14 protein-coding genes are annotated in these 12,638 nt (G+C 68.1%); 6 read left to right on the top strand and 8 right to left on the bottom strand.

All coding sequences use genetic code 11. The features are described 5' to 3' along the window. Positions 1-144: 144 nt before the first annotated feature. On the bottom strand, positions 145-1,188 hold the full coding sequence (locus tag DIE11_RS19705) for a bile acid:sodium symporter family protein (RefSeq protein WP_124626468.1): 1,044 nt from the start codon (positions 1,186-1,188) through the stop codon (positions 145-147). A 344-nt stretch (positions 1,189-1,532) separates the two neighbouring features. Between DIE11_RS19705 and DIE11_RS19700 the strand changes: the two genes are divergently transcribed. The 3 genes from DIE11_RS19700 to DIE11_RS19690 all read left to right on the top strand — a co-directional run bounded on the left by DIE11_RS19700 (position 1,533) and on the right by DIE11_RS19690 (position 4,613). Next, positions 1,533-2,030 (top strand): peptide-binding protein, encoded by a 498-nt coding sequence (locus DIE11_RS19700; RefSeq protein ID WP_124626478.1) that lies wholly within the window; start codon positions 1,533-1,535, stop codon positions 2,028-2,030. A 345-nt stretch (positions 2,031-2,375) separates the two neighbouring features. Next, entirely contained in the window at positions 2,376-3,452 is a 1,077-nt protein-coding gene (locus DIE11_RS19695; protein ID WP_059599979.1) for a porin, read from the top strand. Positions 3,453-3,650: 198 nt separating this feature from the next. Next, a complete protein-coding gene (locus DIE11_RS19690; RefSeq protein WP_059685303.1) occupies positions 3,651-4,613 on the top strand; it encodes a LysR family transcriptional regulator in 963 nt (320 codons plus the stop codon). Between the two features lie 111 nt (positions 4,614-4,724). Here the strand turns inward: DIE11_RS19690 and DIE11_RS19685 are convergent, their stop codons facing one another. Further along, positions 4,725-5,684 (bottom strand): nitronate monooxygenase family protein, encoded by a 960-nt coding sequence (locus tag DIE11_RS19685; RefSeq protein WP_124626466.1) that lies wholly within the window; start codon positions 5,682-5,684, stop codon positions 4,725-4,727. A gap of 280 nt (positions 5,685-5,964) precedes the next feature. Between DIE11_RS19685 and DIE11_RS19680 the strand changes: the two genes are divergently transcribed. After that, complete coding sequence (locus tag DIE11_RS19680) at positions 5,965-6,861, top strand: alpha/beta fold hydrolase (RefSeq protein ID WP_124626464.1); 897 nt, start codon at positions 5,965-5,967, stop codon at positions 6,859-6,861. A 48-nt stretch (positions 6,862-6,909) separates the two neighbouring features. Here the strand turns inward: DIE11_RS19680 and DIE11_RS19675 are convergent, their stop codons facing one another. Further along, positions 6,910-7,404, bottom strand: a complete 495-nt coding sequence (locus DIE11_RS19675; RefSeq protein ID WP_059599983.1) for an Lrp/AsnC family transcriptional regulator — start codon at positions 7,402-7,404, stop codon at positions 6,910-6,912. 113 nt (positions 7,405-7,517) lie between these two features. Between DIE11_RS19675 and DIE11_RS19670 the strand changes: the two genes are divergently transcribed. After that, on the top strand, positions 7,518-8,420 hold the full coding sequence (locus DIE11_RS19670; protein WP_124626462.1) for a DMT family transporter: 903 nt from the start codon (positions 7,518-7,520) through the stop codon (positions 8,418-8,420). Between the two features lie 220 nt (positions 8,421-8,640). Here the strand turns inward: DIE11_RS19670 and DIE11_RS19665 are convergent, their stop codons facing one another. The 5 genes from DIE11_RS19665 to DIE11_RS19645 are packed head-to-tail and all read right to left on the bottom strand — an operon-like array spanning position 8,641 to position 11,718. Further along, positions 8,641-8,847: a DUF1289 domain-containing protein gene (locus DIE11_RS19665; RefSeq protein WP_124626460.1), complete on the bottom strand. Its 207-nt coding sequence runs from the start codon at positions 8,845-8,847 to the stop codon at positions 8,641-8,643. Then, complete coding sequence (locus DIE11_RS19660; RefSeq protein WP_124626458.1) at positions 8,844-9,350, bottom strand: YbaK/EbsC family protein; 507 nt, start codon at positions 9,348-9,350, stop codon at positions 8,844-8,846. The genes DIE11_RS19665 and DIE11_RS19660 overlap by 4 nt, the downstream gene beginning before the upstream one ends. Positions 9,351-9,372: 22 nt before the next feature. Continuing rightward, positions 9,373-10,305, bottom strand: coding sequence for a hydroxymethylglutaryl-CoA lyase (locus DIE11_RS19655; protein ID WP_124626456.1), 933 nt, complete (start codon positions 10,303-10,305; stop codon positions 9,373-9,375). A gap of 29 nt (positions 10,306-10,334) precedes the next feature. Beyond that, on the bottom strand, positions 10,335-11,276 hold the full coding sequence (locus tag DIE11_RS19650) for a glyoxylate/hydroxypyruvate reductase A (protein WP_124626455.1): 942 nt from the start codon (positions 11,274-11,276) through the stop codon (positions 10,335-10,337). Between the two features lie 4 nt (positions 11,277-11,280). Next, positions 11,281-11,718 (bottom strand): VOC family protein, encoded by a 438-nt coding sequence (locus DIE11_RS19645; protein WP_044846155.1) that lies wholly within the window; start codon positions 11,716-11,718, stop codon positions 11,281-11,283. Positions 11,719-11,964: 246 nt separating this feature from the next. Between DIE11_RS19645 and DIE11_RS19640 the strand changes: the two genes are divergently transcribed. After that, positions 11,965-12,588 (top strand): alpha/beta hydrolase, encoded by a 624-nt coding sequence (locus DIE11_RS19640; protein ID WP_124626453.1) that lies wholly within the window; start codon positions 11,965-11,967, stop codon positions 12,586-12,588. The last annotated feature ends 50 nt before the right edge of the window (positions 12,589-12,638 follow it).

Raw genomic sequence — 12,638 nt, 5'->3', positions numbered from 1 at the left:
CGGAAGAAGCGGAAGAAGCGGAAGAAGCGGAAGAAGCGGAAGAAGCGGAAGAAGCGGAAGAAGCGGAAGAAGCGGAAGAAGCGGAACGAGAAAGACGCGAATGCACCCGCGCGGCCACCCGTGCCGGCCGCGCGGCCTCCCGCGTCAGCGCTTGCCCGCGCTCAGCGCACCGCGTCCGCGTGCGGCACCGGCCGCCCCCTCGTCGCCGTCACGCTCGCCGCGCATGTCGCGCGCGCCCCAGCGCTGCGCGAGCGCCGCGCACGCCATCAACTGGATCTGGTGGAACAGCATCAGCGGCAGCACGATCGCGCCGACCGCCTGCGCGGAGAAGATCACCTTCGCCATCGGCACGCCGGCTGCGAGGCTCTTCTTCGAGCCGCAGAAGATGATCGTGATCTGGTCGGCGCGGTTGAAGCCGAGCCGCTTGCTGACGAACGTGGTCAGCACCAGCGCGATAACGAGCAGCACGACGTTGACGACCAGCAGGCCGCCGAGCGCGCGCGCCGGCATCTGGTGCCACAGCCCCTGGTTCACGGCCTCGCTGAACGCGACGTAGACGACGAGCAGGATCGAGCCCTGGTCGACGAAGCGCAGCACGCCGCGATTGCGTTCGATCCAGCCGCCGATCACGGGCCGCAGCAGCTGGCCGGCGACGAACGGCACGAGCAGCTGCATCACGATGCTCCCGACGGTGCTCCACGGCGACGCGGCCGCGGCCGACTGCGACGTGATCATCAGCCCGACGAGCGCCGGCGTCACGAAGATTCCGAGCAGGCTCGACGCGGACGCCGCGCACACGGCGGCCGGCACGTTGCCCTTCGCGATCGACGTGAACGCGATCGATGACTGGACTGTCGACGGCAGCGTGCACAGAAACAGCACGCCGGCGTAGAGCGCAGGCGTGACGAGCGGCTGCAGCACGGGCTTGAGCGCGAGGCCGAGCAGCGGGAACAGCGCGAACGTGCTGAGCAGCACGACCGCATGCAGCCGCCAGTGGGTCGCGCCCGCGACGACAGCCTCGCGCGACAGCTTCGCGCCGTGCAGGAAGAACAGCAGGCCGACCGCGATGTTGGTCGCCCAGTTGAACGCATGGGCGGCCGGGCCGCGGCACGGCAGCAGGCTCGCGAGCACGACGGTGCCGACGAGCGCGAGCGTGAAGTTGTCGGGAAGAAAACGGGGACGGGCCATCGGGGATGTTGATTCGGAAACGGCAGGCGCGCAGGTCGCGCGCGAAACCGATATTGTCCCGGTAGGTCATTCAATACACAAATTCATTGTGTGAATCGATTGATGAATCGGTTGCATGTGACGGTAAGCGTCAACGGAGGCGGCCGATGCGCAAAACGGCAGAAGAATGTTCTGCCGCGAGTACGCCCGCAAGTGAAAAAACCTAGCAGTAACATGGTGTTACACCCATGCCCGCGACCTAACACTTTTTGGCTCGACACCGTTTCGGGCCGCTCATAAATTACTGCTGAAAGGCTTGCGTCGGCCGGAAACAACCGGCGGCGAGCTGCAACAGGCACTGAATGATGACGGAACGGGTGAAACTGAGGGTCGGACGATGGGTGGCGGGCGTGCTCGGCGCGCTGCTGATACCGCTCGCGCTCGCGCAACCGCCGCACGGCGGTCAGGCGTTCGGCGGCGGCCACGGTTTCGGTCACGGTTTCGGTGGCGGCGACATGCACGCGTACGGCCGGCCGGCCGGCAACGCGCCGGCGTGGCGCCGGGCGCTGCCGCCAGGCGGCGCGCGTGCCGGCGGCGTGAGCGGCTACGGTTCCCGCTGGGGGCTGCGGCCGACGCCGTCCTACGGCCATTACGCCGCGCAAAGCCCGTATCGTCCGATCAGCGCCGACTCCCGCCAGATGCCGCGTCCGCCGGGCGGCGGCAATGTTCCGCTGCGTGCCGGCTCGATCCGCGCCGACGTCGCGCGCTACAACGAGGAGCGCGGCGGCCGTCCGATGCCGCCCCCCCGCGCGCAGGAAGAACCTGCCCACTCGCCGTTTTTCTCCCCGTTCTACCGAAACTGAGCGCCCGAGCGTTCGTCCCCCGCCGGCTGTGATGCGAATTCGCCACAGTCGCGCGCATATTTCCGCTGATTTTCCCGCCGCATTGCGCTATCTTTCGCGCCCGGCACGCGCGCGCCCTGCGGCCGTCCCGTCGCGTGCCGCGCGCTGCGCGCAGCCGCTGCCGCGCGCCTGGCCATGTGCCGATTCCGCGAAGTTAATGCCGCCGCTATACCCGCAATAAGTGTGCGCAATTTTGACCGGACGCACGATCCGTAAAGATGGCTGCGCCCCATACGACGCAAGCAGTCGGCTCCCAAAAACAACGCTCGCGCCACTTATCGACATTCGACAACACCTGGAGATCCCATGAAAGCATTCGCTCGCCGTGCGTCGCGCACGTCCGTCAAGCTGATCGCCGCGGCCGCCTGCGTGGCCGCAACCGTACCCGTCCACGCGCAGTCGAGCGTCTCGCTCTACGGTCAGGTCGACGAATGGGTCGGCGCAACCAAGTTCCCGGGCGGCGATCGCGCATGGAACGTGTCGGGCGGCGGGATGTCGACGTCGTACTGGGGCCTGCACGGCGCAGAGGATCTGGGCAGCGGCTACAAGGCAATCTTCACGCTGGAGAGCTTCTTCCGTGCGCAGAACGGCCAGTTCGGCCGCTTCCAGGGCGACACGTTCTTCGCGCGCAACGCATACGTCGGCGTCAGCTCGCCGTACGGCACGGTGACGGCCGGCCGCCTGACGACCCACCTGTTCCTGTCGACGATCCTGTTCAACCCGTTCTACGATTCGTACACCTTCTCGCCGATGGTGTACCACGTGTTCCTCGGCCTCGGCACGTTCCCGACCTATCCGAGCGACCAGGGTGCGGTCGGCGATTCGGGCTGGAACAACGCGCTGTCGTACACGTCGCCTTCGTTCGGCGGCCTGAATTTCGCGGCGATGTACGCGCTCGGCAACACGGCCGGCGACAACCGCTCGAAGAAATGGAGCGCGCAGTTCAATTACGCGAACGGCCCGTTCGCGGCGACCGCCGTCTATCAGTACGTGAACTTCAACAACGGCCCGCAGGACCTGAGCGCGCTCGTGACCGGCATGAAGAGCCAGGGCATCGCGCTGGTCGGCGCGACCTACGACCTGAAGTACGTGAAGCTGTTCGGCCAGTACATGTATACGAAGAATGACCAGGTCGCGGGCAGCTGGCACGTGAACACCGCGCAGGGCGGCGTGTCGGTGCCGCTCGGCGTGGGCAACGCGATGGCGTCGTATGCGTATTCGCGCGATGCCGGCGGCCTCGACCAGACGCGCCAGACCTGGGCCGTCGGCTACGACTATCCGCTGTCCAAGCGCACGGACATCTACGCCGCGTACATGAACGACCACATCAGCAGCCTGTCGACCGGCAACACGTTCGGCGCGGGTATCCGCGCGAAGTTCTGACGCGCACGTGCGATCGGTGCGCCGGCCGCGCGCGAAAATCGCGCGTGCCGGCCGCATGTTTTCCCTCTCGAAACGGAACGAAACGGAACGGCGCCGCCACTCGCGGCGCCGTTTTGCTTTTGTTGACCTTTCTGTTTCCTCGCCTTTGTTACCCTATCTCGTAATTGCACCATTCCCCCGTCATTACGGGCTAGTTCGATGGATACCCTCGTCAGCATGAATGTGTTTCGCTACGTCGTCGAAGTGGGCAGCTTCGTCGGCGCGGCCGAGCGCATGCAGATGTCGGCCGCGATGGCGAGCAAGCACGTGATGCATCTCGAGCAGCAGCTCGGCGCGCGGCTGCTGCATCGCACGACACGACGTGTCGCGCCGACCGAGGCGGGACGCGAATACTATGAGCGCCTCGTGCAGGCGCTGTCGGAACTCGACGAAGCCGGACAGGCGGTCGGCGCCGCGAGCGTCGTGCCGCAGGGCCGCCTGCGCGTGACGTCGCTGTCCGCGTTCGGCTTGCGGCACGTGATGCAGGCCGTCACCGATTATGCGGGCCGGTTCCCGGACGTGACCGTCGACATGACGCTGTCCGATCGCGTGGTCGACCTGATCGAGGAAGGCTACGACGTCGCGGTGCGCGCGGCGCCGAACGGGCTGAAATCGTCGTCGTTGGTCGCGCGCCAGATCGCGACCGCGCACATCCTGCTGGTCGCGTCGCCCGAGTATCTCGAGAAGCACGGCACGCCTCAGACGATCGCCGATCTCGCGCATCACAATTACCTGCGCCGCGATTCGAATTCGACGATGCTCGATTCGCTGATGATCGACGCGGCCGCCGCGTCGCGCGTGAACCTGAACGGCAACCTGATCGTGAACCATCTCGAGGGGCTGCGCGCGGCGGTGCTCGCGGGCGCGGGCATCGCGCTGCTCGGCACCGAGGTGATCGGCGACGACATCGAATCCGGCCGCCTCGTGCCGGTGCTGCTCGACGCGGTGCCGCCGCACGAGGCGCCGATCTACGCGGTGTATGCGAGCCGCCGCCACGTGTCTGCGAAGGTGCGCTCGTTCGTCGACTTCCTTGCCGCACGCTTCGAAGGGCAGTCGCTGTGCCCGTCGATCGAGTCGCGCCTGCGCGTGCTGCCGATCACGCGGATCAAGCGCGCGAGCTGAGCGGCGTCGGCCGCCCGCGGGCGGACATGAAAAAAGCGCGAGCCGTTGCGGTTCGCGCTTTTTGTTTTTGTCCGACGTCATGCGCGGCGGTGGCGCAACCCGCCGCCTGCGTCAGCGTGCGATGCCGAGCCGTGCCTTCGCGTCGTCGTACTCGCGCTTGAGCCGCTCGACGAGCGTGCCCACGCTCGGCAGGTCGTCCATCAGGCCGACGCCCTGGCCGGCACCCCAGATGTCCTTCCACGCCTTCGTCTTGTCGCCGCCGAAATTCATCTTCGTCTTGTCGGATTCCGGCAGCGCGTCCGGATCGAGCCCGGCCTTCTCGATGCTCTCGCGGATGTAGTTGCCGTGCACGCCGGTGAAGAGGTTCGTGTAGATGATGTCGGACGATTTCGCGTTGAGGATCGCGTGCTTGTAGTCGTCGACCGCGTGCGCTTCCTGCGTCGCGATGAAGCGCGTGCCCATGTACGCGAAGTCGGCGCCCATCGCCTGCGCGGCGAGGATCGAGCCGCCGTTCGCGATCGAGCCGGACAGCACGATCGGACCGTCGAAGATCTTGCGCACTTCGCCGACGAGCGCGAACGGCGACGTCGTGCCCGCGTGGCCGCCGGCGCCGGCCGCGACGAGGATCAGCCCGTCGACGCCGGCTTCGAGCGCCTTCTGCGCGTGGCGCAGGTTGATCACGTCGTGCAGCACGATGCCGCCGTAGCCGTGCACGGCGTCGACGATCTCGCGCGCCGGCGCGCGCAGGCTCGTGATGAAGATCGGCACCTTGTGCTCGACGCACACGCGCACGTCATGCTCGAGCCGTACGTTCGACTGATGGACGATCTGGTTGACCGCGATCGGGCCGATCACCGCATCCGGGTGCTTCGCCTTATGGTCGGCAAGCTCGGACTGGATCTGCGTGAGCCACTCGTCCAGCAGTTCGGCCGGACGGGCGTTGAGCGCGGGAAATGATCCGACGATACCCGCCTTGCACTGCGCGAGCACGAGTTCGGGGTAGCTGACGATGAACATCGGCGACGCGATGACGGGCAGCGTCAGGTTCTGCAGGACGGCGGGCAATGCCATGTGATGTCTCCAGTCTCGAGGGGGCGGCCGGATGCGGCGCGGTCGCGCCGACGCCGGCATCCATGCTTGGCGGTCGAACGGTGCTTCGAGTGTAGCGGTGCAGCGATTCGCCCATATTAATACGAACGGTCGTGCGATTCTACGCGAGCTTAGCAAACGGCGCGGCATGGCGGCAATCGAGTGAGTGTTCTCTTTCTACGCATTCGGGCATCTGCCGCGCGCAGCGGTCGGCCGCGCGCTCCTACAATAGCCGCCATAACAAACCAACGAGAAACAAACCATGTCGTTTGAGGCGTTTGCACCGTTTCGCGTGACGGTGCAGGACACCGACATCTTCGGTGTCAAAGGAGGCGCGGGGCCACCGCTTCTGTTGCTGCACGGCCATCCGCAGACCCACATGATCTGGCATCGCGTCGCCGGGACGCTGGCGGATCACTTCACGGTGATCGCGACCGACCTGCGCGGCTACGGCGCATCGGGCAAGCCGCCGAGCGACGCGCGGCATGCGCCGTATTCGAAACGCGCGATGGCGGCCGACCAGGTTGCCGTGATGCGGCATTTCGGCTTCGAGCAATTCCACGTCTGCGCACACGATCGCGGCGCGCGCGTCGCGCACCGGCTCGCGCTCGATCATCCGGCGGCCGTCGAGCGGATGATGCTGCTCGACATCGCGCCGACGCTCGCGATGTACGAGCAGACGGACCGCGCGTTCGCGACCGCGTATTTTCACTGGTTCTTCCTGATCCAGCCGGCGCCGCTCCCCGAAACGCTGATCGAAGGCCGCACCGATGCGTACATCGAGCGCGTGATGGGCAACCGGTCCGCCGGGCTCGCGCCGTTCGCGCCGGAGGCGCTCGCCGCGTATCGCGCCGCGCTCGCGCAGCCGGGCGCGGTGCATGCGATGTGCGAGGACTACCGCGCGTCGGCGACGATCGATCTCGAGCACGACCGCGCGGATCTCGAGCGCGGCAACAAAGTCGCGTGCCCGCTGCGCGTGCTGTGGGGCCAGCACGGGATCGTCGGGCGCTGCTTCGATCCGCTCGGCGAGTGGCGGCGCGTCGCGCGCGACGTCGGCGGCCGCGCGCTCGATTGCGGGCACTACATTCCGGAGGAGGCACCCGTCGCGCTGATCGACGAGCTGCTCGCGTTCTTCGAGGCACGCGACGCGGCCGCGTGAGCGGCGCCGGCCGCCGCGGGCAGCGCGGTGCTTGCCGCGCGTCGGCGATCAGCGGCGCGTGGCGTCGTCGTCGTCGACGAGCGGCGGCAGGCGGCGCGGCACCGGCGTCGATTTCACGATCGCCGTGCTCGTTTCCGCGCGCTCCGTCACCTTCGACAGGATGTCGTCGAGGTGCTCGATCGTGCGCAGATAGAGCCGGCAGATGAAGCAGTCCTCGCCGGTCACCTTGTCGCATTCGACGAATTCCGGAATCCGCCGCAACACTTCCTCGACGAGATGCAACTGCCCCGGCAGCGGCTTCACGCGCACGATCGCCTGCAGCGTGTAGCCGAGCGCGCGCGGGTCGAGCTCGACGGTGAAACCCGCGATCACGCCCTGCGCTTCGAGCCGTCGCACGCGGTCGGCGGTCGCGGGCGCCGACAGCCCGATCTGTCGCGCCAGTTCGCTGGTGGCAATGCGCGCATCCTCGGCGAGCGCCGCGAGGATCGCGCGGTCGGTTGCGTCCAGCGACGCGACGGCGGGCGGGGAAAGGCGTTTCGCCATGATCGCTTTGCTTTCGAAGGTGAATCGGTTGATTCGCTTCAGTTTAGTCGTGGATGCGCGAAAAGCAAGTTACTAGAATCGTAGCCACCCCCTCTCGACAAACGGAGTCCATGATGGCCTCGAACGAAACCCGCCGCGGTGCCGCCGAGATGGTCGTCGCGATGATGATGTCCGGCACGATCGGCTGGCTCGTGATGTCGTCGCAGCAACCGCTCACCAACGTCGTGTTCTTTCGCTGCCTGTTCGGCGCCGCGACGCTCGCGATCGTCTGCGCGGCGCTCGGCTTCCTGCGTCGCGCACTGTTTTCGCCGCGCATGCTCGCGCTCGCGACGCTCGGCACCGTCGCGATCGTCGCAAACTGGCTGCTGCTGTTCGCCGCGTATTCGCGTGCGTCGATCTCGATGGCGACCGCTGTCTACAACACGCAGCCGTTCATGCTCGTCGCGCTCGGCGCGATCGTGTTCCGCGAACGGATCAGCGCGTCGACGATCGCGTGGCTCGCGCTCGCCTTCATCGGGCTCGTGTGCGTGGTGCGCGTCGAGCCGGCCGTGCTCGCGGTGCCCGGCGAATATCTCGAAGGCGTCGCGCTGTCGCTTGGCGCGGCGTTCCTGTACGCGGTGTCGTCGATCGTCACGAAGCACCTGAAGGGCACGCCGCCGCACCTGCTCGCGCTGCTGCAGGTCGGCCTCGGCATCGTGCTGGTCGCGCCGTTCGCGCACTTCGGCACGTTGCCCGCGACGGCCGCGCAGTGGCTCGATCTCGTCGTGCTCGGCGTCGTGAACACCGGCGTGATGTATGTGCTGCTGTACGGTGCGATCCAGAAGCTGCCGGTCGCGATGACGGGCGCGCTGTCGTTCGTCTATCCGGTCGTCGCGATCATCGTCGATCGCATCGCGTTCGGGCAGACGCTCGCGTGGACGCAGGTGCTCGGCGCGCTGCTGATCCTGCTCGCGGCGGCCGGCGTGAATCTCGGCTGGCGCATCGTGCCCGCGCGTCGCGCGGCGGCCGGCAACTGAAACGGTCGTGCGATTCGGCTTGCCGCTACGGCAGGTTGCCGACACCCGCTGGCGCCGCGCCCGGGAACGAAGGTTGCGCGTGAAAAACGCTGTAAGAAGTTGTAGGGAAACACCCGATGCGACGCCGCAGCGTCGCTCGTATGATGCGGGCTGTGACGTTGATCACGTTCACAGGATTCCGATCTCATGCCGTTCGCCAAGCAGGCCGAACGGCATTTTTTTATGCGCCGCTCCGCGCGAGCAGGCGCCGCCGCGCGTCGAGCCGCGCGAGCAACACGCGCCTCGCGTCGTCGTCGGACGCGCGCCATCCCTTGATCTCGTCGCGCGTGCGCAGGCAGCCCGCGCACCAGTCGGTGCGCGGATCGATCCTGCATACGTCGGTGCACGGCGACGCGACCGTGCCGACCGATACCGGCATGTCGCTCATGCGTCGTTGCGCAGCGCGACGTCGGCGACCGGCGCACCCGTCAGCGACACGAGTTCCTGCGGCGACAGGTTGAACACCGCGTGCGGATGGCCGGCGGCCGCCCACAGGCTGTCCAGTTCGAGCAGGTCGGCGTCGATCAGCGTGACCGGTTCGACGAGATGGCCGATCGGGCAGACGCCGCCGATCGCGTAGCCGGTGTTGTCGCGCACGAATTTCGCATCGGCGCGGCCGACCGCGCCAACTTGCGCGGCGACCTTCTTCTCGTCGACGCGGTTCACGCCGCTCGCGACGACGAGCACCGGCAGGCCGTCCGATTCGCGGCGAAACAGGATCGACTTCGCGATCTGCGCGACCTCGCAGCCGAGCCCGGCCGCAGCCTCGGCGGAGGTCTTGCCGGTTTCGGCGAGCATCACGATCCCTTTCGCGTGCCCGCGTTCGCGCAGCAGCAGCGCGACGCGTCGCGCGGAGTCGGGGAGAGAGTCGAATGAAGCGGGTGTCGTCATGGAGAATCCGTCAGTGTTGGGGTCAGACGCAACTCGGCGTGTCGGCCGCGCTTTGCGCCTTGGCAAGCAGCGCGCGACCGGCGCGCGACACGTTCGCGCGGCCGATCGCGTTGGAGATGAAGTCGCCGGCGGCGACCACCTGCGCGAGGTCGATGCCGGTGTCGATGCCGAGGCCCTGCATCAGGTACAGCACGTCCTCGGTCGCGACGTTGCCGGTCGCGCCCTTCGCATACGGGCAGCCGCCGAGGCCGGCGACCGACGCGTGAAAGATCTCGATCCCTTCGAACAGCGCCGCGTAGATGTTCGCGAGCGCCTGGCCGTAGGTGTCGTGGAAGTGGCCCGACAGCCGCTCGCGCGGAAACACGCGGGTGACCGCTTCGAGCACTTCACGCGTGCGCTTCGGTGTGCCGACGCCGATCGTGTCGGCGATGTCGATCTCGTCGCAGCCGAGCGCGGCGAAGCGTTCGACGACGTCGACGACCGAGGCGACCGGCACCTCGCCCTGGTACGGGCAGCCGAGCGTGCACGACACGCTGCCGCGCAGCCGCAGGCCGGCATCCTTCGCGGCCTTCGCGACCGGCTCGAAGCGCGCGATGCTCTCGGCGATGCTGCAGTTGATGTTCCGCTGCGAGAACGCCTCGCTCGCCGCGCCGAAGATCACCACTTCGTCGGCGCGCGCGGCGACCGCGTTCTCGAAGCCCTTCAGGTTCGGCGTGAGCACCGAATACACGGTGCCCGCGCGACGCTCGATGCCGGCCATCACGTCGGCGCCGTCGGCCATCTGGGGCACCCATTTCGGCGACACGAACGACGCGGCCTCGATATTGCGGAAGCCGGCGCGCGACAGCCGGTCGACGAGCGCGATCTTCACGTCGGTCGGCACGAAGGTCTTTTCGTTCTGCAGCCCGTCGCGCGGGCCGACTTCGACGATCTTGACGGCGGTGGGGAACGTCATGGTTGTCTCCTGTTTTGTATAAGCGGAATTCAGTAGCCGCGCGCGTAGTCGACGATGCCGCCGACGCGCTCGCCGCGCTCGAGCGCGCGGATCTTGCCGGCGATCTGCTCGACGGCTTCGTCGCGCAGCGTCTCGGCCGAGCTGTGCGGCGTGATCGTGATGCGCGGCGCGTGCCAGAACGGGTGGTCGACGGGCAGCGGCTCATGCTGGAACACGTCGAGCGTGGCGGCGGCGATCCGGCCGCTCGCGAGCGCGTCGAGCAGGTCGGCCTCGACGAGATGCGCGCCGCGTGCGACGTTCACCAGGTACGCGCCCGGCGCCAGCCTGGCGAAGGTCCGTGCCGACAGGATCCCGTCGGTATCGCGCGTGCTCGGCAGCAGGTTCACGAGCACCTTCGCGCCGTCGATGCACGCGTCGAACGCGTCGTCGCCCGCGAAGGTCTCGACACCGTCGAGCCGTTTCGGGCTGCGGCTGTAGCCGCGCACCGGCAGGCCGAGCGCCGCGAGCGCCTGCGCGACCTGCGCGCCGAGCACGCCGAGACCGAGTACCGCGACGGTGAAACTCGCGCGCGGATGCGGTTCGAGCGGCTGCCAGCGGCGCTCGCGCTGCAGCGCGTCGTATTCGTCGAAGCGGCGCAGGTAGCGCAGCACCGCGTGCGTCACGTATTCGATCATCTGCCGCGCCATGCCCGAATCCTCGAGGCGCACCAGCGGCACGTCGCGCGGCAGCGTGCCGGGATGCGCGCAGTCGAGCGCGAGCAGCGCGTCGACGCCCGCGCCCAGATTGAAGATCGCGCGCAGGCCGTCGCGCGGCGCGAACAGCTCGCGCGGCGCGCGCCATACGAGCGCGTAGTCGGCCGCGCCCGTGTCGCCCGGCTGCCAGGCGCGCAGCTCGGCCTCGGGCAGCGCCCGTGCGATCGCGCCGCGCCATGCGTCGGCTTCCTGATGCGGCGAGTAGAACAGGATCTTCATGCGCCTACTTCGCGAACAGCTGGCCGATGTCGGCGAACGCCTTGAATTCCAGCGCGTTGCCGCATGGATCGAGGAAGAACATCGTCGCCTGCTCGCCGACCTCGCCCTTGAAGCGGATGTGCGGCTCGATCACGAAGCGCGTATGCGCGGCCTTGAGCTTGTCGGCGAGCGCATGCCATTCATCCATCGACAGCACGACGCCGAAATGGCGGACGGGCACGTCGTCGCCGTCGACCGGGTTTACCGCGCTCTTGCCGGTTTCGTCCGGCGCGAGGTGCGCGACGAGCTGGTGCCCGAAGAAATCGAAGTCGACCCAGTGTTCCGAGCTGCGGCCCTCGGGGCAGCCGAGCAGGCCGCCGTAGAACGCGCGCGCGCCGGCGAGGCTCGACACGGGAAAGGCGAGATGGAACGGGCGCAGCGCGCCGGCGGGCGTAGCGGACATCGGGCGTCTCCTGTCGATCGGAACCGGCGCGGCGGCGCCCGGTTCGATCCGATGCAAGGCAAGCGGGAAGCCCACATTCTACGGTTTCGCGGCGCGTTGCGCCGCCGCGAGGCGGCCAGCCCATACCGCGCGGCCCGAGCCGGCGGCCGTCCCGCGCAAAAGCAAAGCACAAAATATTGGTTCGGCCGCCGTGCGCGGCACGCCACAATTGAATCTCGTCTCCAAGCAAAGCAAGCGAGGGCAATCATGCGCGCATGCAGCAAATCGGCGTGGCCGCCGCGGCTCGTGACCGTTCCGGGCCTGCACGGCAGCGAAGGCGCTCACTGGCAGACCTGGCTGGAGCGGCAGTTCTCGCGTTCGCTGCGGGTCGAACAGGCCGACTGGGATGCCCCCGATCTCGCGCGCTGGGCGCAGTCCGTGCGCGCGCTGCTCGAGCGCGAGTGCGGCCCGTTCGTGCTGGCCGCGCACAGCTTCGGCTGCCTCGCGGCCGCGCATGCGCTCGCGCAATGGCCTCTGGCGGCCGACGTCGCGGGCGTGCTGCTTGTCGCACCGGCCAGTCCGAAGAAATTCACGTTCGCCGGGCCGTTCGACGCGCGCCGGCTCGCGGTGCCGTCGATCGTGATCGGCAGCGAGACCGATCCGTGGATGCCGCTCGCCGATGCGCGCACGCTCGCGCAGCGGCTCGGCAGCGCATTCGTCAATCTCGGCGACGCCGGGCACATCAACACCGCGGCCGGCTTCGGGCCGTGGCCGCGGGCGAAGCATTTCATCGACACGCTGGTGCACTGCGCGGCGCCGCTGCGCTTTCGCGACGCGGACGACGGCTTCGACGCCGCGCTCGTCGACCGCGCGCTCGCGCACGCGATCTGACACTCACGCGCACGCGCTGCGCGGCGCGGGCCGCGCACCGTCGTGCCGCC

It is taken from the genome of Burkholderia sp. Bp9012, from assembly GCF_003853825.1.
Classification (GTDB): domain Bacteria; phylum Pseudomonadota; class Gammaproteobacteria; order Burkholderiales; family Burkholderiaceae; genus Burkholderia; species Burkholderia diffusa.
Note: the sequence above shows the minus strand (reverse complement) of the source record. Positions and strands in the feature narration are given on the sequence as shown.

Bases quoted from the DNA above. Each gene is read 5' to 3' on its own strand.
- DIE11_RS19665 (WP_124626460.1), bottom strand. From the start codon at position 8,847: ATGAGCGACATGCCGGTATCGGTCGGCACGGTCGCGTCGCCGTGCACC.
- DIE11_RS19645 (WP_044846155.1), bottom strand. From the start codon at position 11,718: ATGTCCGCTACGCCCGCCGGCGCGCTGCGCCCGTTCCATCTCGCCTTT.
- DIE11_RS19680 (WP_124626464.1), top strand. From the start codon at position 5,965: ATGTCGTTTGAGGCGTTTGCACCGTTTCGCGTGACGGTGCAGGACACC.
- DIE11_RS19685 (WP_124626466.1), bottom strand. From the start codon at position 5,684: ATGGCATTGCCCGCCGTCCTGCAGAACCTGACGCTGCCCGTCATCGCG.
- DIE11_RS19690 (WP_059685303.1), top strand. From the start codon at position 3,651: ATGGATACCCTCGTCAGCATGAATGTGTTTCGCTACGTCGTCGAAGTG.
- DIE11_RS19675 (WP_059599983.1), bottom strand. From the start codon at position 7,404: ATGGCGAAACGCCTTTCCCCGCCCGCCGTCGCGTCGCTGGACGCAACC.
- DIE11_RS19700 (WP_124626478.1), top strand. From the start codon at position 1,533: ATGACGGAACGGGTGAAACTGAGGGTCGGACGATGGGTGGCGGGCGTG.
- DIE11_RS19655 (WP_124626456.1), bottom strand. From the start codon at position 10,305: ATGACGTTCCCCACCGCCGTCAAGATCGTCGAAGTCGGCCCGCGCGAC.
- DIE11_RS19705 (WP_124626468.1), bottom strand. From the start codon at position 1,188: ATGGCCCGTCCCCGTTTTCTTCCCGACAACTTCACGCTCGCGCTCGTC.
- DIE11_RS19640 (WP_124626453.1), top strand. From the start codon at position 11,965: ATGCGCGCATGCAGCAAATCGGCGTGGCCGCCGCGGCTCGTGACCGTT.
- DIE11_RS19650 (WP_124626455.1), bottom strand. From the start codon at position 11,276: ATGAAGATCCTGTTCTACTCGCCGCATCAGGAAGCCGACGCATGGCGC.
- DIE11_RS19695 (WP_059599979.1), top strand. From the start codon at position 2,376: ATGAAAGCATTCGCTCGCCGTGCGTCGCGCACGTCCGTCAAGCTGATC.
- DIE11_RS19660 (WP_124626458.1), bottom strand. From the start codon at position 9,350: ATGACGACACCCGCTTCATTCGACTCTCTCCCCGACTCCGCGCGACGC.
- DIE11_RS19670 (WP_124626462.1), top strand. From the start codon at position 7,518: ATGGCCTCGAACGAAACCCGCCGCGGTGCCGCCGAGATGGTCGTCGCG.